The organism is Rhodoferax sp. GW822-FHT04A08 (assembly GCF_058801025.1).
This window is the reverse complement of record NZ_JBXAMW010000008.1, coordinates 160069-186513: the sequence shown is the minus strand read 5'-3', so window position 1 is coordinate 186513 and position 26445 is coordinate 160069. Positions and strand designations below refer to the sequence as shown.

At 56.7% G+C, this 26445-nt stretch carries 23 protein-coding genes and 2 pseudogenes; 19 read left to right on the top strand and 6 right to left on the bottom strand.

Annotated elements, in window-relative coordinates:
- Positions 1 to 53: 53 nt before the first annotated feature.
- Together AC1RMF_RS16740 and AC1RMF_RS16735 are read right to left on the bottom strand one after the other, a co-directional pair.
- A complete protein-coding gene (locus tag AC1RMF_RS16740) occupies positions 54 to 677 on the bottom strand; it encodes a tyrosine-type recombinase/integrase (protein ID WP_493142909.1) in 624 nt (207 codons plus the stop codon).
- Between the two features lie 194 nt (positions 678 to 871).
- Positions 872 to 1849 (bottom strand): LysR family transcriptional regulator, encoded by a 978-nt coding sequence (locus AC1RMF_RS16735; protein WP_493142907.1) that lies wholly within the window; start codon positions 1847 to 1849, stop codon positions 872 to 874.
- A 124-nt stretch (positions 1850 to 1973) separates the two neighbouring features.
- On the opposite strand from AC1RMF_RS16735, the gene AC1RMF_RS16730 reads away from it, so the two are divergent.
- The 3 genes from AC1RMF_RS16730 to AC1RMF_RS16720 are packed head-to-tail and all read left to right on the top strand — an operon-like array spanning position 1974 to position 5508.
- Positions 1974 to 2789 (top strand): aldo/keto reductase, encoded by an 816-nt coding sequence (locus AC1RMF_RS16730; protein ID WP_493142906.1) that lies wholly within the window; start codon positions 1974 to 1976, stop codon positions 2787 to 2789.
- 38 nt (positions 2790 to 2827) lie between these two features.
- Positions 2828 to 4030: an aldo/keto reductase gene (locus tag AC1RMF_RS16725; RefSeq protein WP_493142904.1), complete on the top strand. Its 1203-nt coding sequence runs from the start codon at positions 2828 to 2830 to the stop codon at positions 4028 to 4030.
- Between the two features lie 20 nt (positions 4031 to 4050).
- The gene (locus AC1RMF_RS16720) at positions 4051 to 5508 is read left to right on the top strand and encodes an MFS transporter (RefSeq protein ID WP_493142901.1); all 1458 of its coding nucleotides are present in this window, start codon (positions 4051 to 4053) and stop codon (positions 5506 to 5508) included.
- Between the two features lie 267 nt (positions 5509 to 5775).
- Here the strand turns inward: AC1RMF_RS16720 and AC1RMF_RS16715 are convergent, their stop codons facing one another.
- Entirely contained in the window at positions 5776 to 6549 is a 774-nt protein-coding gene (locus tag AC1RMF_RS16715; RefSeq protein WP_493142899.1) for a hypothetical protein, read from the bottom strand.
- 145 nt (positions 6550 to 6694) lie between these two features.
- Between AC1RMF_RS16715 and AC1RMF_RS16710 the strand changes: the two genes are divergently transcribed.
- From AC1RMF_RS16710 to AC1RMF_RS16690, 5 genes are all read left to right on the top strand, one after another.
- Positions 6695 to 7729: a sugar-binding transcriptional regulator gene (locus AC1RMF_RS16710; RefSeq protein WP_493142897.1), complete on the top strand. Its 1035-nt coding sequence runs from the start codon at positions 6695 to 6697 to the stop codon at positions 7727 to 7729.
- A 319-nt stretch (positions 7730 to 8048) separates the two neighbouring features.
- The gene (locus AC1RMF_RS16705; protein WP_493142894.1) at positions 8049 to 9365 is read left to right on the top strand and encodes an NAD(P)H-dependent oxidoreductase; all 1317 of its coding nucleotides are present in this window, start codon (positions 8049 to 8051) and stop codon (positions 9363 to 9365) included.
- Positions 9366 to 9377: 12 nt separating this feature from the next.
- Positions 9378 to 10406 (top strand): thiamine pyrophosphate-dependent dehydrogenase E1 component subunit alpha, encoded by a 1029-nt coding sequence (locus tag AC1RMF_RS16700; protein WP_493142891.1) that lies wholly within the window; start codon positions 9378 to 9380, stop codon positions 10404 to 10406.
- Positions 10396 to 11394, top strand: a complete 999-nt coding sequence (locus AC1RMF_RS16695; protein WP_493142888.1) for an alpha-ketoacid dehydrogenase subunit beta — start codon at positions 10396 to 10398, stop codon at positions 11392 to 11394. The genes AC1RMF_RS16700 and AC1RMF_RS16695 overlap by 11 nt, the downstream gene beginning before the upstream one ends.
- Positions 11395 to 11396: 2 nt before the next feature.
- Entirely contained in the window at positions 11397 to 12674 is a 1278-nt protein-coding gene (locus AC1RMF_RS16690; protein WP_493142886.1) for an acetoin dehydrogenase dihydrolipoyllysine-residue acetyltransferase subunit, read from the top strand.
- Positions 12675 to 12742: 68 nt separating this feature from the next.
- Here AC1RMF_RS16690 and AC1RMF_RS16685 read toward each other — a convergent pair whose 3' ends face one another.
- Entirely contained in the window at positions 12743 to 13363 is a 621-nt protein-coding gene (locus tag AC1RMF_RS16685) for a hypothetical protein (RefSeq protein ID WP_493142884.1), read from the bottom strand.
- A 169-nt stretch (positions 13364 to 13532) separates the two neighbouring features.
- Here AC1RMF_RS16685 and AC1RMF_RS16680 point away from each other — a divergent pair, with 169 nt between their 5' ends.
- From AC1RMF_RS16680 to AC1RMF_RS16640, 9 genes and pseudogenes are all read left to right on the top strand, one after another.
- A complete protein-coding gene (locus AC1RMF_RS16680) occupies positions 13533 to 13925 on the top strand; it encodes a transcriptional regulator GutM (RefSeq protein WP_493142881.1) in 393 nt (130 codons plus the stop codon).
- A 70-nt stretch (positions 13926 to 13995) separates the two neighbouring features.
- Entirely contained in the window at positions 13996 to 14550 is a 555-nt protein-coding gene (gene srlA / locus AC1RMF_RS16675; protein WP_493142879.1) for a PTS glucitol/sorbitol transporter subunit IIC, read from the top strand.
- Between the two features lie 34 nt (positions 14551 to 14584).
- Complete coding sequence (gene srlE, locus AC1RMF_RS16670) at positions 14585 to 15583, top strand: PTS glucitol/sorbitol transporter subunit IIB (RefSeq protein ID WP_493142877.1); 999 nt, start codon at positions 14585 to 14587, stop codon at positions 15581 to 15583.
- Positions 15584 to 15601: 18 nt separating this feature from the next.
- The gene (locus AC1RMF_RS16665; RefSeq protein ID WP_493142875.1) at positions 15602 to 15979 is read left to right on the top strand and encodes a PTS glucitol/sorbitol transporter subunit IIA; all 378 of its coding nucleotides are present in this window, start codon (positions 15602 to 15604) and stop codon (positions 15977 to 15979) included.
- 8 nt (positions 15980 to 15987) lie between these two features.
- The gene (gene ptsP / locus AC1RMF_RS16660) at positions 15988 to 17958 is read left to right on the top strand and encodes a phosphoenolpyruvate--protein phosphotransferase (RefSeq protein ID WP_493142873.1); all 1971 of its coding nucleotides are present in this window, start codon (positions 15988 to 15990) and stop codon (positions 17956 to 17958) included.
- A 35-nt stretch (positions 17959 to 17993) separates the two neighbouring features.
- Complete coding sequence (locus AC1RMF_RS16655) at positions 17994 to 18683, top strand: HAD family hydrolase (RefSeq protein ID WP_493142871.1); 690 nt, start codon at positions 17994 to 17996, stop codon at positions 18681 to 18683.
- A 40-nt stretch (positions 18684 to 18723) separates the two neighbouring features.
- Positions 18724 to 19317 (top strand): SIS domain-containing protein, encoded by a 594-nt coding sequence (locus tag AC1RMF_RS16650; protein WP_493142869.1) that lies wholly within the window; start codon positions 18724 to 18726, stop codon positions 19315 to 19317.
- Positions 19318 to 19499: 182 nt separating this feature from the next.
- Positions 19500 to 21519 (top strand): annotated as a pseudogene (gene ppsA / locus AC1RMF_RS16645) (phosphoenolpyruvate synthase).
- Between the two features lie 138 nt (positions 21520 to 21657).
- Entirely contained in the window at positions 21658 to 22131 is a 474-nt protein-coding gene (locus AC1RMF_RS16640) for an NUDIX hydrolase (protein ID WP_493142867.1), read from the top strand.
- Positions 22132 to 22371: 240 nt separating this feature from the next.
- On the opposite strand, the pseudogene AC1RMF_RS16635 reads toward AC1RMF_RS16640, so the two are convergent.
- Together AC1RMF_RS16635 and AC1RMF_RS16630 are read right to left on the bottom strand one after the other, a co-directional pair.
- Positions 22372 to 22686 (bottom strand): annotated as a pseudogene (locus AC1RMF_RS16635) (IS5/IS1182 family transposase); the annotation flags it as partial.
- Between the two features lie 52 nt (positions 22687 to 22738).
- Positions 22739 to 23638 carry a LysR substrate-binding domain-containing protein gene (locus tag AC1RMF_RS16630; RefSeq protein ID WP_493142865.1) on the bottom strand — a complete coding sequence of 300 codons (900 nt, stop codon included), beginning with the start codon at positions 23636 to 23638 and terminating at the stop codon, positions 22739 to 22741.
- A 252-nt stretch (positions 23639 to 23890) separates the two neighbouring features.
- On the opposite strand from AC1RMF_RS16630, the gene AC1RMF_RS16625 reads away from it, so the two are divergent.
- Entirely contained in the window at positions 23891 to 25387 is a 1497-nt protein-coding gene (locus AC1RMF_RS16625) for an ATP-binding cassette domain-containing protein (protein WP_493142863.1), read from the top strand.
- A gap of 31 nt (positions 25388 to 25418) precedes the next feature.
- Complete coding sequence (locus tag AC1RMF_RS16620; RefSeq protein WP_493142860.1) at positions 25419 to 26426, top strand: ABC transporter permease; 1008 nt, start codon at positions 25419 to 25421, stop codon at positions 26424 to 26426.
- Positions 26427 to 26445: the final 19 nt, after the last annotated feature.

Sequence of the window (26445 nt, the reverse complement as noted above, 5' to 3'; positions counted from 1 at the left end):
TGGCCGGTAACTGGAAGCCAAAATTGGCGTAGGTCGCCGGCCAGCAGGTAAGTTCAAATCTCAGTCTGCTCAGAAAGTTCCAAAGCATCCTCGACCTCGATGCCGAGGTACCTCACAGTGCTTTCCAGCTTGGTGTGTCCCAGAAGCAACTGCACGGCTCGGATGTTTTTAGTGCGACGGTAGATCAAGGAGGCCTTGGTACGACGCATTGTGTGGGTGCCATAGGCCGTTGGATCAAGACCGATTTCCTCGATCCAGGAATCTAATATGCGCGCGTACTGCCTTGTCCCTAAGTGCGGGGAATCATGAACCCGACTAGGAAACAGGAAATCGTCTGTCGCCAATTCTGCCTCCCTGATCCAGGTAGCAACTGCTTCTCTCGTTGGCGGTGTGATTTCAAACTGAACCGGCTGGGACGTCTTCTGCTGCATGACAATCGCACGCGTGGAGACGCGATCGCCATGGCAAATGTCCCGCACACGCAAACGAACCAAGTCACAGGCCCTGAGCTTGCTATCCAACCCAAGATCAAAGAGCGCAAGCTCCCGTGTGCGATGGCCAAGTTGAAGTCGTATGCGGATGGCCCAAATGTCTTTGAGTTTCAGCGGGGCCTTCTGGCCAACAATTTTCCCTTTATTCCACGGAACTTTGGTGGGTGAAGCAGTTTCGCTGTCCATGATGCTCTCCTTAAGTTGAAGGGGAGAGCAACTGTGGACCGGCTACGCCAATAGTCAATGCCGTCTCCACATGGAAATGCCTGACTGCTGACGTTCGTCGTGGGCCCGTCGGTGCCCATCGCTGGCAATTGAACCATCAGAATGCCCACCAGCCAGCAGTCATTCGCCCATTCCATGATTCGTCAGTTATTGACCTAACTATTAAGCTTGCGAATAAGGCTTGGAAGTTGGTTTCTTGCGCGAGCAAGCTCCTTGCTGCTCAGCGTGTACTTTGACGTGCCAGTAAGGCGTTCGACAGCCAGGTCAACGAAGGCACGGGCGCGAGCTGGCTGCGATTTCCTGCTGCCGAAGTACACGAAGTAGCTGGCAAAGTCAGGCATGTGGTTCAACAGAATGGGCACGAGCTGGCCGCTTCGGATATAGGGAGCAGCGCTCGCCCCGGCCAGTTGCCCCAGTACCTTGCCTGCCACCACCGCATGCAACTCCAGCACCTCGTCGTTGCTGATGATGGCCGGCACCACCGGTTGCTCCACCAGATGTCCGTCCAGCATCACATGCCAGGGCGCGAGTTTGCCGGTGGCCGGATGGCGAAACACGCTACAGCGGTGGTCGGACAGGGCCGCCAGCGATTCCGGCACGCCATGGCGCGCGAAATACGCCGGAGCGCCGCAGATCATCAGTTGCAGAGGAAACAGGCGCCGCGCAATAACACCCTCGTCCGCCGAAGGCCCCAAGCGAAAGCCCACATCGACACGGTCTTCCACCCAGTTTCCTACACGGTCCTCCAGCAGCACATCGGGTTGGATGCCGGGATAGCGCTCGCAGAATTCCTCGATTAGAGACCAGAGAATCGGTTGAAACGTCGTACGCGGCCCGGCAATGCGCAACGGTCCTGCAAACTCATCGCTGGTGGTTCTGGCCTTTGCTAGCGCGCGCTGCACCCCGAGCAGGGCCGGCTGCACCTCTTCCAGCAGGCGTTGACCTGCATCGGTCAGGGACATGACGCGGGTAGTGCGATGGAACAGCCGCACGGCCAGATGCTTTTCCAGCTGCGCCAGTGCCTTGCTGGCGGCTTGGGGGCTGATGCCCAGTTCCTGCGCGGCCCGACGCAGGCTGCCCAGCTCGGCCGCCTTGATAAAGGTGGAGACGGAGCGCAATTCATTGATGGCCATGGATGGTGTTCTCCTGTCGGTAATTATCCCTTTTTGGATGCTAATCCAACAATGCTTTTGCAGCTATTCAGATGGCAGTGGACTGCTTACAGTCTGGCCCATACGAACCGCTTAGGAGCTTTCCATGGAACATGTCACTTTAAATACCGGCAGCAAGATGCCCATCCTCGGCTTTGGGGTCTTCCAGATTCCGGACGCACAGGAGTGCGAGCGCAGCGTTATCGATGCCATCCAGACTGGCTATCGTCTGATCGATACCGCCGCCTCCTACATGAATGAAGAGGCCGTGGGTAAAGGCCTGCGCAATGCTGGCGTGGCGCGCGAAGAACTGTTTGTCACCACCAAGCTGTGGGTGCAGGACGTCGGCTTTGAGCGCACGCAACAGGCCATCGACAAGTCGCTCAAGCGCCTGCAGCTCGACTACCTCGACCTGTACCTGATCCACCAGCCCTATGGCGATGTGCACGGCGCCTGGCGCGCCATTGGCGTGAGCAACTTTCACCCGGACCGGCTGATGGACATCAAGGTGTTTAACGAGATCACTCCGGCCGTTAACCAGGTGGAAGTGAACCCGTTCCAGCAGCAATTGGAGAGCGTGCCCTTCATGCAGGAACTGGGTGTGCAGGCTCAGGCCTGGGCGCCGTTTGCCGAAGGTCGCAACAACCTGTTCCAGAACGAGGTGCTGGTGTCCATCGGCGCGCGCCATGGCAAGTCGGTGGGCCAGGTGGTGCTGCGCTGGCTGATTCAGCGCGGTGTTGCAGCACTCGCCAAGACGGTGCGCAAGGAGCGCATGGCGGAAAACCTGGCCGTGTTTGATTTCCAACTCGACGCCACCGAGATGGAGCGCATCGCCACACTGGACACCAACACCAGCAGCTTCTTCTCGCACCGCGATCCTGCCATGGTGAAGTGGATGAGTGAACGCCGCATCCCCACCTGATTGGCCGCACAGCCTGTTTCCAACCCGGAGTGATCACCATGTCCAAGCAAGATACCCGCACATCGCATGAACCCCAAGGCCTGCAACGCCGCCATCTGCTGGCCACCGCCGCCAGTTTGGGAATAACACCCTGGCTGCTGTCCGCCTGCGCCAGCCAGGCCGCCGCCCCTGTTGCGGGTGCTCCGCGTGAACGCACGACAGGCCAGCGGCGCAAACTGGGACCGTTTGAGGTCTTCCCGGTTGGCCTGGGTTGCCAATGGCATCCCGGTTCGGTACCGGGAGCGGTGCTCGACGCCTACCACAGCGGCTTTGACCGCCCGGCCGCCGTCGCGCTGATTCGCAGAGCGGTGGAGCGCGGTGTCACGCTGATCGACACGGCCGAAGCCTATGGTCCCTTTCTCTCCGAAGAGATCGTGGGCGAGGCGCTGCAAGGCCTGCGCGACAAAGTGGTGCTGGAAACCAAGTTCGGCTTTGATATCGACCTGAAGACAGGCAAACGCCTGGGCGTCCAGAACAGCCGGCCCGCGCACGTCAAGCAGGTCGTCGAGGCCCAATTGCGTCGTCTGCGCACCGACCGCATCGATGTGCTGATCCAGCACCGGGTCGATCCGCAGGTGCCGATTGAAGACGTGGCAGGTGCCGTCAAAGACCTGGTTGCAGAGGGCAAGGTCTTGCACTACGGCTTGTCCGAACCGGGAGTGCAGACGATTCGCCGCGCCCACGCCGAACTGCCACTGGCCGTGATCCAGAACGAATACTCCATGCTGTGGCGCGGGCCGGAGGCCCAGGTGCTGCCGGTCTGTGAAGAGTTGGGCATCGGCTTTGTCTGCTGGAGTCCGCTGGGCATGGGCTTTCTCACGGGTTCGGTGAAGGCAGACAGCCGCTTCGAGACCAGCCCCGACATGGACTTCCGCTCCATGGTGCCGCGTTTTGCGCCAGAGGCCCTGCCGGCCAACATGGCCCTGGTCAATGTGGTCAAAAACTGGGCTGAGCGCAAGAGTGCCACGCCGGCCCAACTGGCGCTGGCCTGGCTGCTGGCGCAAAAGCCCTGGATCGTGCCCATTCCGGGCACCACCAAGATCGCCCACATGGAAGAAAACCTGGGTGCTGCCGCGATCCGCTTCACGCCAGATGAACTCAAGCAGCTCAATGCCGAAGTGGCATCCATCACCATCCGTGGTGAGCGGCTACCCCCAGCCGTGCTGCAACTGTCGGGCGTCGAAGCTCCTCCCAGGCGCTGAAGGCAAGGCAGGCAATCCCCGTGAACCGCACAGTACGCAAGGCCCGAGCGCACCCTGCAAATGGAGGTACACCGGACCAAGGCAAAGACTACACAGCCATTCTGGCCCTCATCGTGACCAGCTATCTGATGCTGGTAGTGGACATCTCCATTGTGCTGACCGGCTTGCCTAAGATCCAGGTCGAGTTGGACTTTTCCCATGCGGCTCTGTCCTGGGTGCAGAACGCCTACACACTGACCTTTGGCGGCTTTCTCCTGCTGGGTGCACGTGCTGGTGACATCCTGGGGCGCCGGCGCATGTTCATTGCCGGTCTGGCGCTTTTTACCGCCGCATCCATGGGTATCGGACTGGCGCCCACGCCGGCCTGGCTGTTGCTGGGGCGTGCCATTCAGGGCGTGGGGGCAGCGATCCTTGCGCCATCCACCCTGGCCTTGCTCTCTATCCACTTTGCCGAAGGACCCGCGCGCACGCGTGCGCTGTCGCTTTACGCTGCCGCCGCCGGTGTGGGGGCGAGCCTGGGCTTGGTGCTGGGCGGGCTGGTCACCGAATTGATTTCCTGGCGCGTTGGATTTTTCATTAACCTGCCCATAGGCATCGCGCTGATCCTGGGAGCCAAACGCTACTTGGTGGAGACGGCATTGAAGCCGGGACAGCTGGATGTGGCAGCGGCTTCGAGCTCTACATTCGGCATGGGTGCATTGGTGTTTGGGATTGTGCGTTCGGCGGAATTCGGTTGGGCCGATCCGTTAACCGGCGTTTCCGTTGCCGCTGGTCTGGCACTGCTTGTTTACTTCGTGGTCCATGAGTCGCGCGCGCTGCAGCCCATTCTTCCGCTGCATTTGTTCAATAACCGCGAGCGCAATGCGGCCTATGCAGCTCGCATGCTGTTCCTGGGGGGTATGGTGGGCTTCTGGTTTTTCACCACGCAATTCCTGCAGGTGGTGTTGCTGTACAAACCTTTGCACGCGGGCCTTGCGTTCCTGCCGACGACGGTCCCCAACTTTGTCGCGGCCATGTGGGTACCACGCTTGACGCGCAGGTTTGGCAACGCAAGGCTATTGGCGTTCGGCTTGAGCCTTTGCATTGTGGGCCTGGTCTGGATGGCAGGTCTGCACAGCACATCCACCTACATCGCAGGGATCGCCATGCCCATGCTCTTGATTGGTATCGGCCAGGGATTTGTGTTGGCGCCGCTGACCGTGTCCGCTGTTCAGGGTGTTGCCAGCGAAGATGCGGGTGCTGCTTCAGGGGTTGTAAATGTGGCTCACCAGTTGGGCGGATCCTTGGGGCTGAGCATTCTGGTCGTGGTGTTTGCGTGGGGTGGGTCTGCCGAGCCGGGTTCTGCAGCAGCCTTGGCGCAGCACATCGCACGTACCTTCACCGCGAGCGCGGTCATGCTTGCCAGCGCATTGGTATTGGTCCTGTGGTTCATTGCCCGCCCGCGCAAGGACCACTCCTCACGTGAGCTCATTTGTTAATGTGACGGGCTCCCTGGCGCACTCTTCGATAGTGTGTTCAAAACCTTGAAGCGATCAGCGGCAAATACCCGCATTTGGTCGACTCCTGAATTAGAGGCACCAAATCGACCTAACCCAAAGCTGCCGTTCAAATCAGATTGTCAGATTGCTGACCTTGGCGAGTAGCGCCAGGGTGCCCAAAGCGGCTGCTCACCATCGAAGGATGGTTGTCTGCCGCCCGCCAAAGCGGACATAGCAGCGGTTTGTGAACAGGACGCATCGTGGGCGCTACAGATGGCGTATGGAGAAGTCCAATTCGAGCGCCAATTGATGAATCGGATGGGGGTGCAAAATCGCAGCTTCCCATCGGTCCAACCTGGCGCCACATACTTCGTCGGCCAGTTTTAGTGCATCCAAGGTTTCAACCTGTGCAGACACGTTTGGAAAGAACGAAGTAATTTCACTTGCAAGAACCACACTTACGCATGCGTGTAGCGTCAAAGTTGCGGTTGACTCCGCAAGCTCTTCCGGTTCTTGGCTTGCACTGTCATGGTGTGACAAGGGTTTGCTACCGTACAACGCATAAATGATGCGTGCGCTAAGCAGGCTGGACTCGCTCACTTTCACTTGATACGTTTGCCGCGACTCCAGCAATTTGGGGTCCTGGGCCTGCATGGCCAGGAAGTACCGAAAAGCCTGAAATATGGACTCTTCAAGCACCAGGAAATCGGTCTTTCCCTTGAGCTTTAGCAAATGCTTTAACGCCCAATAGTAGTTCTTGATGAAAATTTTGGAAGCAGCGGTGTCATCGACCGCATCTACATAAAAGTCTGGCGGTGGAAGGCGAAAGTCCGCCCTTCTAAAGGGGTTTTCTGTGGAAAGCAGGTCTACGGCCGCGCGGTCTGCCAATTGCAGTAGTTGGGATGCCGTCTTGGTTGCCGCACCCAAGGGAGGCCCCAATTTGGGGATATGCGATAGAGCCTCCTCCATGCCTTCTATCCATCTTTTGGCGCTTTGTTTGGTACTGAAGCGAAGCTCACGCAAACCGTCTTTGATGACCAAGGGGACATCACGGACGGGGTGGACAGTTGGCGCGTTGGTTGAAGGCGGGCGGGTCATACGCAGACTAGTCTAACAAGTTGCCATTGGATTGCACAGATGTACATTTGTGCGTTATCGTTGATGTTGACGCATAAAGAGGCAATTCGTGGCAACCAAAAAACAAAAACCTGTCGCAAAGATCGAAACAGAAGACAAATTCGTCAAGGAGTTACCGGGCGAGCGTGGTTTGGTCAATAACCGTACACGAAGGATGCGCTTGCGGGCGGCCTGGATGTACTACATCGAAGAAATGACCCAGAATGACATCGCCCTGCAACTGGGCGTTGGCCGGGTTACTGTGGTACGCCTGTTGACGGACGCGCGTGAACGCAATGAGGTGAAATTTAGCATCCAGGGCGGTTTGCAGGAGTGCATAGAAGTCGCACGTGAGTTGGAAAAGCGCTTCCAGATTGAAGAGGTGATCGTGGTCCCCATGTCCAATCCCGAAGCGGATGCGACAGGCCCCATCAGCACAGCGACGGGCATGTTCCTGAACGAAATTGTTGCGCCTGGCTTGCGCATTGGAGTGGGTTGGGGACGTACCTTGCTGGAGTCGCTTGGCTACATCAACGAAGTGGCACTGCCCGATATGTCGGTGGTGTCACTGCTGGGGGGGATCACCAAAGTCAAGCAATTCAACCCTTCGGAATTCGCTTGGCGCTTCTCCAACCTGTTCCAAGCCGAGTGCTACTTGATGACCGCACCTGCCATTGTGGATTCACCGGCCACTCGAAAGGCCTTGATTGACTACTGTGGACTGGGCGAAGTGTTTGAGCGCGCGGAATCGCTAGATGCTGTATTGTTGAGTGTGGGTGACCTGGATGTGGAAGGTACACCCTACCGACATGGTTTTGTTCCTGAATCGGTGCGCAGTGCCATGGTGCAACAGGGCGCCGTAGGCGAGACCTTGTTCAACTATTTCGACGCTAAGGGCAAACCCGTTAAAAGCTCCATCACCGGTTGTGTGATGGCTGTGCCCCTAAAAACCATTGCGGATACGCCCAAGCGCATCATTGCGTCAGGTGGAATGCGCAAAGCTGAGGCTTTATTGGGCGCCATCCGCCTCGTTCGCCCGACCGTTCTGGTCACCGACGAGTTTGCGGCCAGACGGATTCTGGAGCTAGACAAGAAGTCGTCCTGACACCCTAGCGGAGTTCGGCCTACACGCCTACTGCGCCCGCAGGTCGCGATCGTGCACTCGTTCACGTGCATACCTCCCTTAAATCGCTAAGCGTTTAGCCCCCCGCTTGGGGGGCGTACATCGTTTGCGGTGTTCCCGTTTGTATCTCAAAGCTTTCTATTCCCTGGATGAAACAGGGACTGGTGTCCCACGCTCGCCCGTTTTCAAACCACTTTCTTCAGCGGGGTTACTTGCGCGGCATATGAACATTGTGCAACAATAGAATACAAATGTGCACTTCGCATATTTCACTTCCGTTCAAAACCACTCAGGAGACAACATGTCGAAATTCCATCTCAGCGGTCTGGCCGCAGATCTACAAGCGCGATCGTTGACCGGCAAACCTATTCGTATCGGGCTGATTGGCTCGGGAATGATGGGAACCGACATCGTTACCCAAGTGCTGCAAATGCAGGGTATCGTGGTCGCCGCGATTGCCGACATCAATGTGAATGCAGCAGTTGCTGCCCTAGGCGCCGCAGGTCATCCTGGTGATGCGCACCGTCTGGTGGACACGCAAAACAGCTTTGACCAGTGTGTGGAAGCTGGAAAAATGGCCATCACCCAGAACTCGGAATTTGTCTGCAAAAGCGGCTTGATCGACGTGGTGGTGGATGCAACGGGCAAGCCAGCAGTCGGCGCAGAAATCGGTCTGACGGCTATGCAGCACGGCAAGCATCTGGTGATGATGAATGTGGAGGCGGATGTCACCATTGGCTCCTATCTGAAGCACGAAGCCGACAAACTCGGCGTGGTGTATTCCTTGGGTGCGGGAGATGAACCCAGTTCTACCATTGAACTCATCCAGTTTGTGACGGCCTTGGGCTACCCCGTTATTGCCGCAGGCAAGGGTAAGAATAACCCCTTGAACATTGATGCAACTCCCGACGACTACGCGGCCGAGGCGCTGAGCAAGGCATTGAACCCTCGCATGTTGGTGGAATTTGTGGATGGTTCCAAGACGGCGGTGGAAATGTCTGCCATAGCGAATGCAACCAGTCTGATTCCCGACGTACCCGGAATGCACGGACCTGCAGCGTCTTTGGATGAGTTGCACAAGGTTCTGTGCCCGATTGCCGATGGCGGCATTCTGACCCGTAAAGGCGTGGTGGACTACACCATTGGCAAGGGTGTGGCCCCAGGCGTGTTTGTAGTGGCCGAGATGGCCCATCCCCGCTTGCGCGAACGCATGGATTACCTGAAGCTGGGCAAAGGTCCTTACTACACCTTCTACCGCCCCTACCACCTGTGCAGCCTAGAGGTACCCTTGACCTGCGCTCGTGCCGTGCTCTACGGACGCGCTGATATGGCGCCGATTCCCGTGCCCACCGCTGAAGTGACGGCGGTGGCCAAGCGGGACCTCAAGCCCGGTGACCGCCTGGATGCGATTGGTGAATACACCTACCGCGCCTGGGCCATGGCTGCAACTGAAGCCTATGAACAGAAAGCCGTGCCGTGTGGCCTGCTTGAAAAAGGCACGGTCACACAGGCCATCAAGAAGGGCGAACTGCTGACTTACGCCAACACTGCAGTGGACACCACTTCCAAAATCGTCGAATTCCGCAAGCGCCAGGATGCGCTCGTTTACGGCAAGTAATAGGACATCACCATGAACGACCGCATCAACCAGGCGCAGCCTGCAATTTATGAAAAGCTGGGCCGCGAAAAGCTGCACAAGGCCTTGCGCCAGATGCACCTGATTCGACTGTTCGAAGAGGGGGCTGAGCAAGCCTATATGCGAGGGCTGGTGCATGGCACCATGCACCTTTCCATTGGTCAGGAAGCCAGCGCAGTGGGCGTTGGCATCATGCTGGAGTCGGGTGATTACATTACCTCGACCCACCGGGGTCACGGGCACTGTATTGCCAAGGGCGCCGATCCCAAGTTCATGTTTGCCGAGTTTTTCGGTAAGGACAACGGTTACTGCCGTGGACGTGGGGGCTCAATGCACATCGCCGATGTGGCCAGCGGAAACTTGGGTGCCAATGGCATTGTGGGTGGTGGCCTGCCGATTGCGGTCGGTGCTGCACTGGCACTCAAGCAGACCAAGAAACCCAATGTGGTCGTCTGCTTCTTTGGCGATGGCGCCAACAATGAAGGTGCTTTCCATGAGAGCCTGAATATGGCTGCCATTTGGAAGTTGCCAGTCGTGTTTGTATGCGAAAACAACAAGTACGGTATGTCCACATCGACTGAGCGTTCAACCGCAGTAAAGAACGTGTCCCAACGCGCACAGGCTTACGATTTCCCTGGCGTTACCGTGAATGGCAATGACTTCTCAGAAGTGGCCAGTGCGGCCGGTGAAGCCATTGCGCGAGCACGCCGGGGCGATGGGCCCACTCTGTTGGAGTGCATGACTTACCGCCATCGAGGTCACTCCAAGAGCGACCGCAATCGCTATCGCACAAAGGAGGAGATCGACAGTTGGATTGCGCGTGACCCGATTCAGCTTTTGCAAGCGAACTTGCTGGCGAATGGCCTAATTGAAGACGAGGAAGTGGCCGCCATGGTGAAGAGCGTCGAAGACGAAATTGAGGCGGGTATTAACTTTGCGAAAGACAGTCCGGACCCGAAAGTCGAAGACCTGACCGCTTTTGTCTATACCAACCAGAATTCGGAGACCAGCAATGTCCAATGAGATGCGTGAACTCAGTTACTCGCAAGCCATCCAGGAAGCCCTGGGTTTGGCCATGGAGCGCGATGAGCGGGTGTTTTTGATGGGTGAAGACATCGGTGTCTACGGTGGTGCTTTTCAGGTCACGGGTGACCTGATTCACCGTTTCGGAGAAGACCGGGTCATGGATACACCGATTTCTGAATTGGCCGGTGCGGGTGTGGCCGTTGGCGCCGCCTTGCTGAACCGTCGCCCCGTCTATGAATTCCAGTTCTCGGACTTCGCGGCACTGGCCATGGAGCAGATCGTCAACCAGGCCGCCAAGATTCGCTTCATGTTGGGTGGCAAGACCTCAGTCCCCCTGGTCATGCGTTTCCCTTGTGGCTCGGGTACGGGGGCTGCCGCGCAACACAGCCAAAGCCTAGAGTCGTGGTTTGCACACGTCCCGGGTTTGAAGGTGGTTCAGCCTTCCACTCCTGCAGATGCCAAAGGTATGTTGCTGGCTGCGATTGAAGATCCGGACCCCGTCATGTTCTTCGAGCACAAGCTGCTCTACAAAATGAAGGGCCATGTGCCCGAGGGGTATTACACCGAGCCACTGAATCAGGCCAAGATCCGCCGCCAGGGCAGCGACGTGACCATCGTGGCCTCCGCGATCATGGTGCACAAGGCCTTGGAAGCCGCAGCCATAGTGGAGAAGGAAGGCATTTCGGTAGAGGTCATCGATTTGCGTTCACTGCGTCCCATGGACTACTCCACCTTGATCGACAGTGTGTGCATGACCACCCGTCTGATCTGTGTGTACGAGGGCACCAAGCAATTTGGCATTGGCACAGAAGTAGCCGCAGCCATTGTGGAGAGCGCAGCCTTCGACCGACTGGATGCACCCATCATCCGCCTGGGTGGTGCAGACTGCCCGCTGCCCTACAACCCCGAACTGGAAAAGGCCGCTGTACCTCAGGTACCCAATATCGTTGAGGCGATCCGCCGCAGCGTGAAAGGGAGGATCTGAGCATGGCTACTGAGGTCATCATGCCTCGCGTCGACATGGATATGACCGAAGGAAAGATTGCCTTCTGGTATGTTAAAAATGGAGACGCAGTTACCAAAGGCCAAGTCATTTTTGAAATTGAAACCGACAAAGCCACCATGGAAGTGGATGCGCCGGTTGCAGGAACTATTGATGGTATCCAAGGTGCCGTCGGAGAGTTGGTTCTGGTCGGTACTAATCTGGGCTGGATTCTTGCAGCGGGTGAGTTACTGCCTACGCAAACGCCCGATGCCACAGCGCAAACTACACCACAAACAGAGCCTGAGAAAGTCACGGCTTTTGATGCTACTCCTGCTGCGACCACTGACGAGCCTGCGGCCATGAGTGGGGCCGACCCATCGGCCCTGCGCGCGACACCGTTGGCGCGCAGTCTGGCGCGTGCCAACGGCATTGATTTGCTGAGCCTGCCTGGCAGTGGCCCGAATGGCCGCGTGCAAGGTGCCGATGTCATGCATGCGGTGGAGCAAACTCCAATTGGTGGGGATGCAGGCAGTGATCTCCATCTGAACTGGATCGTACGAGCCGAAGGCATTCCCTTGGTGCTCTTGCATGGATTTGGCGCAGACCAGGGTGGCTGGCGTAACCTGGCTGCGCAGATCAAGGGCGTAGCCATCATCGGCATCGACTTACCCAACCACGGCAAATCCGGCTCTAGCACCATCGGCTCTTTGGACGATGTGGCCACTGCGGTGGTCTCCCGCTTGAACCGGGAAGGCGTCAAGGAATTTCACCTTCTGGGGCACTCCATGGGCGGCGCAACTGCACTTGCCATGGCCGAAATGGTGTCTTCCCGCCTAAGGTCTTTGACCTTGTTGGCACCTGCCGGCTTGGGAGCGGACATCAATGGTGGTTTTATAGACGGACTGTGCCGCGCCAACAGTGAAGCCAGTCTGAAGCCTTGGCTGGCCGAACTCTTTCATGACGAGCGGCTGCTGAGCAGCTCGTTTGTGGCCACAGCCTATAAGCAACTGGAGTCGGTTCAAAAGCGCGAAGGTTTGCGGGCCATGGCCAAGGTGTTGATGCCAGATGGCACCCAGGCAACGTCCAAACGCACTGCGCTGGAGGGACTTGCTGTGCCTACCAAGGTCATCTGGGGCAATGACGACAGAATCATCCCCCTAAAGCACGCCCAGGGCCTGCCAGGACGGGTGGCGCTGCACGTTCTCAAGAACGTTGGGCACCTGTCTTACGTTGAGGCAACAGACGACGTTGCAGCCCTGCTGATGGAGCAAATGCGTTAACCGGTGGGCCGTACTAGCTTGGCCGCATTTCCCAGTAGATCTGGGGAATGCGGCCTTTTTTGTGCCTGCTAAGAATGCGATGGATGATGCCTGGCATAGGCCGAACGCATGGCAGGACGGTTGCCCGCCGTCATGGGGTATTCCCATACTGGTGGCAAGCCTAGAAACAAATCCAGAAACGACACTGGTGAGAAGCTGTCTTCCCTGGCGTTTTCGTGGAAGCTGTCCCAGTGACTCTTGATTAAGTCCAAATTAATCACCAAGGGAGCTGCGCCCAAGTGAAGTCTCCAGCTCTCTAGAAGCGTCAAGGTCAAACAGAGTAAGACAAGATCTTCTGGCCAGTTCATTTGGTCCAGCATGGATATCTCAGTCCCGACGGCAGCAGTCTGTTTTTCGATAACGGAGATGGGGTGCGCCTGGATAAAACTTCTGAGCAAAATGCCGCAGACGTAGTGGGCGTAGTCCACCGCATCCAGCTTGGAGAAGTCTTGGCTGCTGTCTGCATAGCCTGCCCAATAGAAGAACGCGGCCGCCAAATCTCCGTTACGCAACTCGCATCGGACATGCAGTCTGTGCGCAGTGAGCGCCAGACATTCGCTCACCGCACTTTTGAACCATGTCCAGCTCGAAATTCGGTTGGGGAAGTCGGGCATTGCGGCCCATTGCTTGGCTATTTGCGCTTCGATCATGTGATGGCTCCTCACCAATTCTATGGGTTCTTGCAGGTTGTAGGGGTATACCCCGACGATGAACATATTGACTCAATAAAGAACAAATGTATCATTGATTTTAATTGCAGACACTGCAAATCCGAGCGTCAAAGACACTCGGGCAAAAGCTAAATAGAAGGAGACAGACATGGGATTCACGCAGTCAGCGTTGACATTGTTGTTCGTGTTTTGGGTGTTGCAAACTGCTGGTGCATGGATGCAGTGGCGCCACTACCAACAGTCCGTTGCAGGCAATCGCGAAAACTGGACCCAAGGGTACCTGGGAGTCGGGAAGTCACGCCGGAAATTTGGCTTTGGGGCGGTCGCCATGGTGGTTGTGTCGCCTGAGTTGCGTGTGAAAAAAGTCCAGGTCATGACCGGAATGTCTATTTTTGCTCGGTTCAAAGATGTCGTCGCTTTTGAGGGCATGTCGCTAGAGGGTCTTGCATCGTCCGTTCAGGGCACGCAGACCAATGAACAAGTCTCCAAGGCCATACAAGACGCCATACAGCGAATCGAGGAGGTGCGAAGCAAAACCTAGTACCTCACACCACCCCTTCGACATCGGAGACAAGACTTTGTCAGCAGACCAAATTTAAAAGGATATAGAAATGGAAGCATTTGAATTTCTCGCGCGAGGCGCGGAGGCATTTATCGGATTGTTCAATGCAGGTGGAAAAACCTTCGTTGGCTTTGTCAGCGGCATTCTTCCAACACTGATTGTGTTGTTGACTGCCGTTTACGCAATTATTGAACTCGTGGGTGAGCAGCGCGTCCACCGCCTGGCACGCTTTGCCGCTGGCAATGTGTTTACACGCTACACCGTGCTGCCATTGCTGGCAATGTTCTTCCTGACCAACCCCATGGCTTACACCTTTGGCATGTTTGTGGAAGAGAAGCACAAGCCAGCGTTTTACGACTCCGCCGTCTCACTGTGCCACCCCATTACGGGCCTGTTCCCGCACTGCAACCCTGGTGAGCTGTTTGTCTGGCTGGGCGTGGGAACTGCCATTGCCAAACTGGCAGAAGCCGGCCATGCGCCCTTTTCCGTAGCCAAGCTCGCTCTGGCCTATTTCATCGTTGGACTGTTCGTCAACCTTCTCAAGGGCATTGTGACGGAGTGGCTGACTGGCCTCATCGCGAAGCGTGAAGGTGTCACTTTGTGATCGACCGCTAAAAAGTAAATTCGAGGAGATCAACATGAGTTTCAACAAAACATTTAAATCTGTCAAAGTCAGCCATGGTGCACAAGGCTGGGGTGGGCCGCTGGTCATTACGCCTACGGCGCAACGCGACAAAATTGTTGCAATCACCGGAGGTGAAATTCCCGAGATCGCCAAAAAACTGGCTGAGATGACAGGTGCCACCGTTGTAGACGGCTTTCGCGCCCCCCCCCTGGAAAGCGAAATCGCAGCAGTCATCGTGGACTGTGGTGGTACCGCACGCTGTGGCGTTTATCCCCGCAAGCGTATCCCAACGATCAACACCAACTCGGTGGGTCAATCAGGCCCGCTGGCACAGTTCATTACCGAAGACATCTATGTCTCCGGTGTCACCAGTAGCAACCTCTCTTTTGCGGATGGATCAGAAATGCCACAGCAAGCCACAAATGCAAGCGTGAAACCCGCGGCCGCAAGCCGCCCAGCACCAGCGCAAGAGTCGCAGGTCGGCATGGTGGGGTTCATTACCTGGATTGGCCGCAAGATGGGTGGCGTGGTGGGCGTGCTGTTCAACAGCGGACGCAAGTCCATTGACCAAGTGATCCGCAATGTTCTGCCCTTCATGGCTTTTGTGACCATGTTGATCGGTGTCATCACCACCACGGGCCTGGGCAATGTGTTGGCCCACTTGCTAGAGCCGCTGGCTGGCAATGTATTCGGCTTGCTGGCGCTCTCTGCCATTTGCGGTTTACCGTTCTTGTCGCCCGTTCTGGGACCAGGTGCAGTGATTGCACAGGTCATTGGTGCCGCCATCATTGGACCAGCCATTGCCAACGGAACCATTCCCCCAGCGATGGCACTGCCGGCCTTGTTTGCCTATGACACCCAAGTAGGATGTGACTTTGTCCCGGTGGGCATGGCCTTGGGCGAAGCACAGCCAGATACGATCAGGGTGGGTGTACCCGCAGTGCTGATTTCCAGGCAGATCATGGGCCCGGTGTCTGTTTTGATTGCCTGGGCTGCAAGCTTTGCACTTTAATTTGAATCGGATAGAAAAATGATTTACTACAGAACGGTTGTGACTGAAATAGGTGAGGAGGTCCCTGACCTGCTCGATGGGGGTGTTTTGATTCTGTACGCACATGGTGCACCTCCTGCTTTGGCAGAGGTGTCTGTGCTGCACCAGGTGCAAGACGAAATCATGGGTCACAAGCCGTTTGTAGGTTCAACCATCAAACTGGGTGACCTGCAAACCAAGGTTACCGCGATTGGTGACACCGCATGGCACAAAGTAAAAGAACTTGGACATGTGGTAATCAATTTCAATGCATCTGCCATCGCTGAGCGCCCTGGCGAGATGTGCGTGCAAACCATTGACCCTGAGCTTGTGAAATCCGCTCTGGTAAGGGGTTGCATGGTCGTTGTTGAGGACTGAGAAGCATCATGATTGAAACCAGCGCCACCGTGCGTGTTATCGAAGGCCTGCACACCAGACCTGCTGCCCAGATGGCCAAATTAATGAAAAAATTTGGTTGCAATGTCGAGCTTGTTTGCCGCGGCAAGACCGCCAGCGCCAAGAGTTCCGTCAAACTGATGCTGTTACAGGTGAAGGAAGGTGAAGATGTTCTGATTCGAGCGGACGGTGAAGAAGCGCAGGAGGCAACAGACCATTTGGTGTTGTGCCTGGGGGACCCTCAGTTCGGTATGAATATTGACCATGCTCCTGGTGCTGTCCATGAGGCACCGCCACCCGATGGGCATGCACAGACAAATTCCGAAGTGCATGTCTGTGAAGGTCTCAAGGGTATTGCCGGCAGTCGCGGTACCGCGTTGGGGTCGGCTCATGTCTATCTGCCGCAAAAGCTGGTTGCGCAGCGACAGGTGATTCCGGAAGAGGACATTTCCAGCGAGTTGAATCGGTTCCGATCCGCCCTGGCTGGCCTGGAGTCCAAACTATCCAAACAAAGTTCGGGTCAGGTCGAAGGGCCTGCCGCTCAGCAGGACCGTGCCATTCTGCAGGCATTGATCGAGGTGGCCCAGGACGAGGAATACGTAGGAGCCATCATCCGGGGCATCGAAGCACAAGGCGATGCCGGTGCCGTGACGTTGCGCGTGGGCGAAGTGCTGGCCGCCACTTTTGCTGCCATGACAGATGACTATATGCGCGCCAGAGCGGAGGACATACGGGGTGTTACAAGGCAGTTGGCCGCGGCCTTGCTTGGTCAGGCCTTGCCAGACCTCACCAGTGTTCCAGCAGGCTCCATATTGGTGGCCAATGACCTCAGCGCCTGGGAGTTCTCCAAGGTGCCGGTTGCTAATGTGAAGGGCCTGGTGTGTATGGGTGGGGCGGCCACCTCACACGTTGCCATCATGGCGCGTACGCACGGCATTCCCGCCGTGCTGGGTGTTCCACTCTCGGAAGAGGAGTTGCAGTCCATCCTGTGCCTGGCGGTGGACGGTGACCACGGTGAAGTAATCGTCAATCCGACGGAGGTGCAACAAAAACAATACCGGACGAGGATGGAAGCACAGGAGCGTGTGCGACAGGAATTGTCAGCGTTCAGGGACATCCACCCCACAACGCGGGACGGGCGTCAGATCGATATCGCTGCCAACTTGGGCTCTTTAGGAGAAATCGAGTTGGCGCAAAAGGCAGGCGCTAAAGGTGTGGGGCTGTTTCGCACCGAGCTGCTATTCATGCAAGGTAGAAGCCTGCCCAAGGAAGACGAGCAAGCGCAGGTCTACCATGAACTGGCCATCGCCTTTCATCCGCATCCTGTCATCATCCGCACACTGGACATCGGTGGCGACAAACCGGTGGCCGGTATCGATTTTCCGCGCGAAGAAAACCCCTTCCTTGGATGGCGTGGCGTGCGCATGTGCCTAGATCGTCCCGAGATTTTCAAACCCCAGTTGCGCGCTCTGTTGCGGGCGGCAGTGGCTGGCAATATCAAGGTCATGATCCCCATGATCAGTGACGTGAACGAGGTCCACCGCGTGCGGGAGTTGGTCGCGCAGTGCGAAGCTGAGTTGAACAGCGAGGGAGTGGATTGCGCGCAGTTTGAGCTGGGAATCATGATTGAAACTCCAGCAGCGGTACTCCAGGCCGATGCACTGGCCGCCGAGGTGAGTTTCTTTTCCATTGGTACCAATGACCTGACTCAGTATGTGATGGCGACAGATCGGGCCAATGCGCAGATCGCATCCCTTTATCGTACCGAACATCCAGCCGTCCTCAAAGCCATTGAGTTGACCTGTCAAGCCGCACAGCAGGCTGGAATTTGGGTTGGTATTTGCGGTGAAGCTGCCGCCAATCCGGAACTCATACCCCAATTCGTGGCCATGGGCGTGACAGAGCTCAGCATGAGTCCGGCGTCTATTCTCAATTCCAAAAAAATTGTCTCTGAACTCTGAGACAGCCAACCTGCCAGCGCCCGCGCTGGATTCCAATGCACCTTGCTACTGAAAGTCGAAATTTTCCATCCTGCCTTCTAAGTGACTGTGATGGTGTGATTGTGGACAGCGAGAAGATCGCAGATGAAATCATGCACGAAGTCCTGCGCGAGGCGTTCAAATGTGATGCCTTGGAAAGCCACATGAAGGACCTTTTTGGTAGGCGCGTCATTGACATCATCTTGCTTTTGGAAAGTCGCTTGGGTGTATCATTGGGTGCTGAGAAGCGATCCTTGATGCACATGGATATTGACGCCAGAGTCGGGCGCGAAGCGCCTGGTATGCCTGATGTGCGAGAAGTGTATGAATCATTGGGGCTGCCTGTTGGCATTGTTTCAAACAGCGCCCCACAGAGATTGCAACTGTGTGTGCGACGTGCTGGCTTGATAGATCTGGTCGGAACGAACGTTTTCAGCGGCGATGAAGTACCAAATCCCAAACCTGCACCCGATGTTTACCTGCACGCAGCCCAGATCATGGGTTTTGTGCCAGAGCAGTGTCTTGTCATTGAGGATAGCGTCACGGGTGTCACTGCCGCAAAGGCGGCGGGAATGCATGTGCTCGGGTTCCTGGGTGGCAGCCATATCAGGTCCGATCACGCCGAGATGCTCACGAGAGCAGGAGTGCACAAACTGTTCGACAATATGACGGACTTGCCGCTCGTCATACATGACCTGAATCTGTAGGCAGGCGTGAGTACTCAACTTCCAGCCGAATAGACTCCAAATGATAAATCACATTGAAAATAGCCTGCGAGAAGCGCAAGTGGCCCTGAACAAGCTTGTGCAAAACGCGCAGTCCATGCAGGACATTGCCAATGCGGCCAGCGCCATCATTGGTGCTTTTGAAGGCAAGGGCCGTGTGTATTCGTGCGGGAACGGTGGCTCCATGTGCGACGCCATGCACTTTGCGGAAGAACTCACTGGACGTTATCGCTTGGACAGAGCAGCGCTACCGGCGACGGCTATCAGCGACGCTAGTCATATGAGTTGTGTTGGCAATGATCTGGGGTATGAGCAGGTCTTCTCGCGTTACCTTGAAGCCCATGGTCGTCCCGGTGACTGCCTGCTGGCAATCACCACCAGTGGCACAAGCAAAAATGTGATGCGAGCCGTCCGAGCCGCCAAGGCATTGGATATGAAGGTGATTGCCCTTACGGGTAGGCGTAATCCGGATCTGGAGGCGCTGAGTGACGTTTATGTTTGCACACCAGGCAGTCAATTTGCGGATCGTGTCCAGGAACTGCACATCAAGGTCTTGCACATTCTGATCGAGTTGATTGAAAGACATTTCTTTCCACAGAACTACATCACGAACTAGTGAGTCATTTAGGGCACATTACCTCGCTCGTAACTTCATGGGCTGGGGAATGTGTGGTCGGGCAAGACCGCAAGGTCGGCAATTCATTCTGATTCGGTCTTGCACATAGCTAAGAGAGCATTGCGACGTGCCCCTGAGCGAAGCATTGTTGCCCGAAGAGTTTTAACTTCTGGAGCTTTGCTATGTCGACCCTTTACAGTCCAACCGACCTGGTTGTACCTTTTGAGAACCTGCGCATGACCGATGTCGAATCGGTAGGTGGCAAGAACGCCAGCCTGGGGGAGATGATCTCCCAGCTGCCCACCGGCGTGAAGGTACCCACTGGCTTTGCCACCACGGCGCACGCCTTCCGGGAATTCCTGAAACACGACAACCTGGCGGAGCGCATCAGCAAGCGCCTGGCTACGCTGGACACCGAGGACGTGCGCGCCCTGGCCGTGGCCGGTGCCGAAATCCGCGCCATGCTGGAGGCGCAGCCTTTTCCGCCAGCGCTGGAGCAGGGCATTCGCGACTCCTTCAAGGTGCTGTGTGGCGGCAACGAGCAGGCCTCGTTTGCGGTGCGCTCCTCGGCCACTGCCGAAGACTTGCCTGACGCCTCGTTCGCCGGACAGCAGGAAACCTTTTTGAATGTGGTCGGCATTGAAGAGGTGCTGCACAAAATCCGCGAAGTGTTCGCCTCGCTCTACAACGACCGCGCCATCAGCTGCCGATGTGGAGCAACTGGCTCGCTACGCCCTGGTGATCGAGGAACATTACGGCCGCCCCATGGACATTGAATGGGGCAAGGACGGCACGGACGGCCAGCTCTACATCCTGCAGGCGCGTCCCGAGACCGTGAAGAGCCAGGCCGCCGACAAGGTGGAATACCGCTACAAGCTCAAGGGCAAGGGTGCCGTGCTGGTGGAAGGACGCGCCATTGGCCAGAAGATTGGCACTGGCCCGGTGCGCATCGTCCACAACATTGTCGATATGGACCAGGTGCAGGCCGGCGACATTCTGGTCACCGACATGACCGACCCCAATTGGGAGCCGGTGATGAAGCGCGCTTCCGTCATCGTCACAAACCGGGGAGGGCGCACCTGCCACGCCGCCATCATCGCGCGCGAACTGGGCATTCCGTCCGTGGTCGGCTGCGGCGACGTTACCGACAAACTCAAGGGCGGCATGTTGGTCACGGTCAGCTGCGCCGAGGGCGATACCGGCTTTGTGTATGACGGCCTGCTGGAGACCGAGGTGTCGGAAGTGCAGCGCGGTGTCATGCCGGAAATTCCGGTGAAGATCATGATGAACGTTGGCAACCCCCAACTGGCCTTTGACTTCTGCCAGCTGCCCAACCAGGGCGTGGGCCTGGCCCGCCTGGAGTTCATCATCAACAACAACATCGGTGTGCACCCCAAGGCGATTCTGGACTACCCGAATGTGGAAGCCGACCTGAAAAAGGCGGTGGAGTCGGTGGCGCGTGGCCACGCCTCGCCGCGCGCTTTCTATGTGGACCGCGTCGCCGAAGGTGTGGCCACCATTGGTGCGGCCTTCTGGCCCAAGCCGGTCATCGTGCGTCTGTCCGACTTCAAGAGCAATGAATACCGCAAGCTGATTGGCGGCAGCCGTTATGAGCCCGAAGAAGAAAACCCCATGCTGGGCTTCCGGGGTGCGGCGCGCTATGTGTCGGCCGAATTCGGCGAGGCCTTTGCCATGGAGTGCGAGGCCATCAAGCGCGTGCGCAACGACATGGGCCTGACCAATGTGCAGGTCATGGTACCTTTTGTGCGTACCCTGGAACAGGCCCGCAAGGTCACCGAGCTGATGACCAAGCACGGCCTGCGCCGCGGCGAGAACGAGCTCTAGCTGATCATGATGTGCGAGATTCCCAGCAATGCGATTTTGGCTGAGTTGTTCCTAGAGTACTTCGATGGCTTCTCCATCGGCTCTAACGACCTGACCCAGTTGACATTGGGTCTGGACCGGGATTCTGGTATGGAGGTGCTGGCAGCCGATTTTGACGAGCGTGACCCTGCGGTGAAAACCCTGATTAGCATTGCAATCAATGCTTGCAAGCAACAGGGCAAGTATGTAGGCATCTGCGGTCAGGGACCTAGCGATCACCCGGACTTTGCCAGATGGCTTCAACTTGAAGGAATCACTTCAATTTCATTGAACCCAGACACTGTCATTGCTACGTGGAATGAGCTCGCGGAAAACTGATACGCCATCTTGATCCGAGTCATCGTGATAGCTCGAGGTTTCGAGCCATCACGGGAATTGTTATTGCGCCAATGGTGCTCTCGAACATGTAGGAATGGATAATCAGTCTTGCCTGTCATCTGAACTGCAAGATATGCTATGACCAAGTTACTTTCCTGCGGACTGATCGTCTTCAACGAAATAGGTGAAATCCTTATTGGTCATCAGACCGGTAAATCTTATTGGGATCTACCTAAGGGATTGATCGAAGAAGGCGAAGCTCCCATCAACTGTGCGCTACGGGAGGCATTTGAGGAATTTGGAATTTCCTTCTCGAAGGACAGGTTGCTTGACTTGGGCCAACGTGCTTATTACGAGGGCAAAGACTTGCATCTATTTGCAGTTCAATCCAACTCGAAGGAGACGGAAATTGATGCGTGCACGTGCATTAGCACATTTCTGCAGGAAGAAACTGGGCAAATGGTACTGGAGGTAGATGCCTTCGCATGGGGTGCTGTAGCAGATCTAAAGGGGCTTCTTACCCTCAACATGTACTCGCTACTGGTTGATCGAATGCTGATCCGCGATGCGGAGCACCTTTTGATGACCGTTAGAAAAGTTGAATATAAATGATTGAATTGGTGAAAAAGTAATCAGGGATCCAATAAGTTTCGGCATGATCGGGTCGTTGGGATTTACACCGGTCGTGTACTCAAAGCCGCCCTAGACTACAGAAGTAGATATGTCAGCAGTTGATCGACTCCAGAGATGGGGGCTCCTTATTAGCCTGACACAAAGCTGCCGTTTGAGTCAGATGCCGGATTGCTGGCGTTGGCGGGAGGCGTCAGTGTGCCGAGGCCGTGTATAAACTGATTCCCAGCGCGAGATGCGCCGGTAGTCACTGGGCGTGCCTTGGGCCTTCATCGCGCATTGAGGGCATGCACTGGTCCACTAGCACCGTATTTGTAGAGCTGCCTCTTCTCTTGTGAAACGGCATATCGCTCGCTCTGCGGTGAGGCATCGGTATTCATCTTCCTTGGCGATGTATACGAAATCGGCCTTATCGAATCGACCTTCGGCTTTCGCGTTGGAGGTAGTGGGCTTGGGCATCAGAACTGCTTTTGCAACTTCATGGCATTTGCGAATCTCTTCTCCCTTGTAGTAGCCACGATCTGCAATGACGGTGAGGTCCTGGGTAGAGGCACGTCGCGACAATTGGCATGCATTGCAAAATCCATTTCTACTGAGACTGCATGTTGTACTTTGCTGCCTCCTGGTGCAACCACGTCAAGAATGCTTCTACCGGCTTGCGCTTGGTATGCCTAGGTGGATAGACGGCGAAATGGGCTTTGACCTTGATGGACATGTCTATCGGAAATACCGGTCGCAATTTTTTATCAGTCAGATGCAAATTGCCGGTCATAGTGCTTTCTAGGGCAACGCCTAGGCCCTGGGTGGCTGCATCCAGTGACATTTGCGCTCTGTCAAATCGGACCGCATAGCGATCGGGCGCACGGAGGTTCGTAAATTCAGAAAACCAGTTTGACCACTGGACCACGCTGACATTGCTCTGAATCAAGGGGACTTCCAGCAATTGCTCGGGCCTGCGCAGTCTATGCTCCTTGATAAAGGCTGGGCTTGCCAGCGGAACAATGCGTTCTTCAAAGAGCGACTCCACCACCAGATCGGTCCACTGTGGCATCCCATAGCGAATGTCAATATCGGACTGGCCCAAGGTGAAGTCACTGTGCGTGTGTGCCGCGGAAAGATTGAGTGATATGTCGGGGTAGGCCGTGGCAAAGGCACGTATGCGTGGCATCAACCAGAGACTGGCGAAACTGGGCGCCGAGTGGACATACAGGCTATTGCTTATGCCTTGGCGCAAGTCCTCGCTGGCTGCGGTGATGGCGACTAGCGCACCGCCTATGCGGGTGAGGTATTGCTCGCCGGCTGTGCTTAAGCGCACACCGTGGGCACTGCGCTCAAACAGGCGCACGCCCAGATGCTGCTCGAGCTTGGCGACCTGGTGGCTGACAGCGGAGGCCGTGAGATGCAGCTCATTGGCAGCGAGGCCAAAACTGCGACGTCGCGCGACCGATTCGAAGGCTTGCAGGTGTGTGGTTGGAGGAAGACTGGCCATAGGGTGAACCCCAGCGTTAATTGAACATTCGTCATCTTAGACTGACAAAACATCGCTTGTCATCAGATTGTGCAGATTTCAGAATCCGCCCCACGCAAACAATAAATCGGTGACACAGAAGCCATTGCAAGCCAGGCCTGGGCACCGTATGAGACACGCCATGAATGCAACGGTCATTGAAATTTCAATCAGATATCTAAAGAATAAAGCGGTAATCAACGGGTTCGCTGCGGCACACGGGCGGGCATTGCCATGATGCCCAACCAGGCGATTGTTCAGGCCACGGGCATCCTGAAGCGATTCGGGCCCACCGAAGTTTTGAAGGGCGTTGATTTCAGCGCCTATCCGGGTGAGATCCATGCCTTGCTGGGTGGCAATGGGGCGGGCAAGTCTACAATGATCAAGATCATCACCGGCCTGCTGCAGCGCGACGGGGGCGAACTCAGCATTGCTGGCGAAGCACGCAGCCTGCATGCGCACGAAACTGCGCCATCGAACCTGATCGCGGTGGTGCACCAGGAGATGGCGTTGTTGCCTCACCTGACCGTTGCAGAGAATATCGTGCTGCCAAAACTCAACGGTGCCTGGCGAAAATTTGCCATGAAGGGCGCGCGCATCAAAGCCCATGCGGCATTGGCACTCATCGATTCCGAATTCGCTGACCGTGCGCTGGACCATCGGGTGGAGACGCTGTCACTGCATGAAAAGCAGTTGGTCGAAATTGCCCGCACGCTGGACTCAGGTGCCAGGCTGCTTCTGCTCGACGAGCCTACTGCCAACCTGACGGCCAGCGAGTCGGAGCGGCTGTTTGACGTCCTTCGCCGACTGGTGCGGGAGAAGTCCATCTGCGTCGTATTCGTGTCGCACCGCATGCGAGAAATCCGCCAGATTGCAGATGTTTGCAGCATTCTTCGCAACGGCGTGACGGTGGTCAATCGGCAAGCCATTGCGTCGCTCACGGACGCAGACATTGTCGAGCGCATGGGCCAGGGGGCGACCAGCAAAGGCAATGCCGTCAAACGTGCCCATACTGCCGACGCATTCCGAGATGCCGCCAATGCCCTTCATCTGGCGTGTGGCGATTTCTCCTACGAGGTGCCGTGCGGCACTGTGCTCGGTTTGGCCGGAGCGCCGGCCGGCCCGTCGGCATTGATTGACCAATTGGTGGGCGCAGTCCCCAGCGGGCCTTGGCGCGTCCAGCACGAAGGCATGGCGCTCGCACCTCAATCGCCAAAGGCTGCACTGCAGCGTGGCATCGGCTTTGTGTCCGGTGACCGGGCAAATAAGGGTGTGCTGCACAGCCTTCCCATTACAGACAACCTGATGGCTTCGCGTCGGGTGCAAAGGGGCCAGTTCTGGGTGAGAGCCGACGAATTCGAGGTCTGTCGCACCCTGATTGAGGGTTTGAAGATCAAGGGCTCACCGAGTCAGCTACCCAGGGCCCTGAGTGGAGGTACACAGCAAAAGCTGCTGATTGCGCGCTGGACTGGACTGGCACCCAAAATCTTGGTTCTGGAAGAACCCACGCGCGGAGTCGACATAGGAACCAAGCGCGAAATTTACGGGCAGATCCGGGCCTTAGCAGCCAAGGGCACCACGGTGGTCTGGTGGTCCACCGAAAGTGTGGAACTCGCTGAAGTATGCGACTACGCCATTGCCTTTGACCCGGATGGGCGACCCACCCGCGCATTGCGGGGCGATGACATCAGCGACGAGAGCCTGGCGGACGCCACGGGCATGGTTGCCTAAGAGAAATCCCAAACAGCTTCAACACATAACAATGACTACCTCCCACCACGCATCGGGCGCAGATGCAGCCCCTACGGCAGCACCTGAAACATCTTTTTTTCGGCGCTGCGTCTCCGACTACCGAACCGAACTCGCCATTGCAGCGGCCATCATCGCCATTGAAATTCTGGTGGGCAGCCTCGTCCCCGCTGCGCTGAGCTGGGGCAATATGGCCAACATCACACAGGCTGCGGCACCCTTGGTCATCATGGCCATCGGTGTGCTGCTGGTGGTCATCACCGGTGGCATTGACCTGTCGGTCGGTTCCATCTTCTCGCTTACCGGCATGGTCACCGCGCTGGCCATGGAACATGGATTTGGCGCACTCGGATCCAGCCTTGCAGGACTCTCGGTCGGCCTTGTGTTTGGCGCCTTCAACGGTATCTTGGTGGCCTGGGTGGGTCTGGCTCCCTTTGTCACCACCCTGATTACTTACGCCATCGCGGCCAGCCTGGCTTTCATTGTGACCAACGGCCACTCCATGCCCATCCCGGATGCCGACTACTGGTTGTTCAATGGCGGCAGCCTGGTGCCCGGTGTGGTCAACCATGTCTTCTTCTGTTTAGTCCTGTTGGTGGTTGTGGAGATCTGCCTGAAGAAAGTGGTATCTGGCCGCTGGCTGTTTGCAGTGGGCAGCAGCGGTCAGGCAGCTGCTTTGCTGGGTATTCCGGTTTCTGGTGTTCGCTTTGCGGCCTACCTGGCCTCTGCCCTGCTGGCTTCGTTTGCCGGCTTGCTCAGCCTGTCCTATATCAGCAACGCCGAAGCAACCGCAGGCTCGGCCCTGATGCTGCAGGCCATTGCGGCCGTGGTGATCGGTGGCGCCAGCCTGTCCGGCGGCACCGGCTCAGCCATAGGCGCCCTGTTGGGCGCTCTGATGATCACCGTCATCCAGAACGGGGTGAATCTGGTCGGCATCAATAGTTTTTGGCAAGGCACGGTCACAGGCGGGGTCATTCTGGCTGCTGCCTTGATCGATCGCCTTGGAAAGTCCCGGCGCTAATACCGCCATCAACCCATGC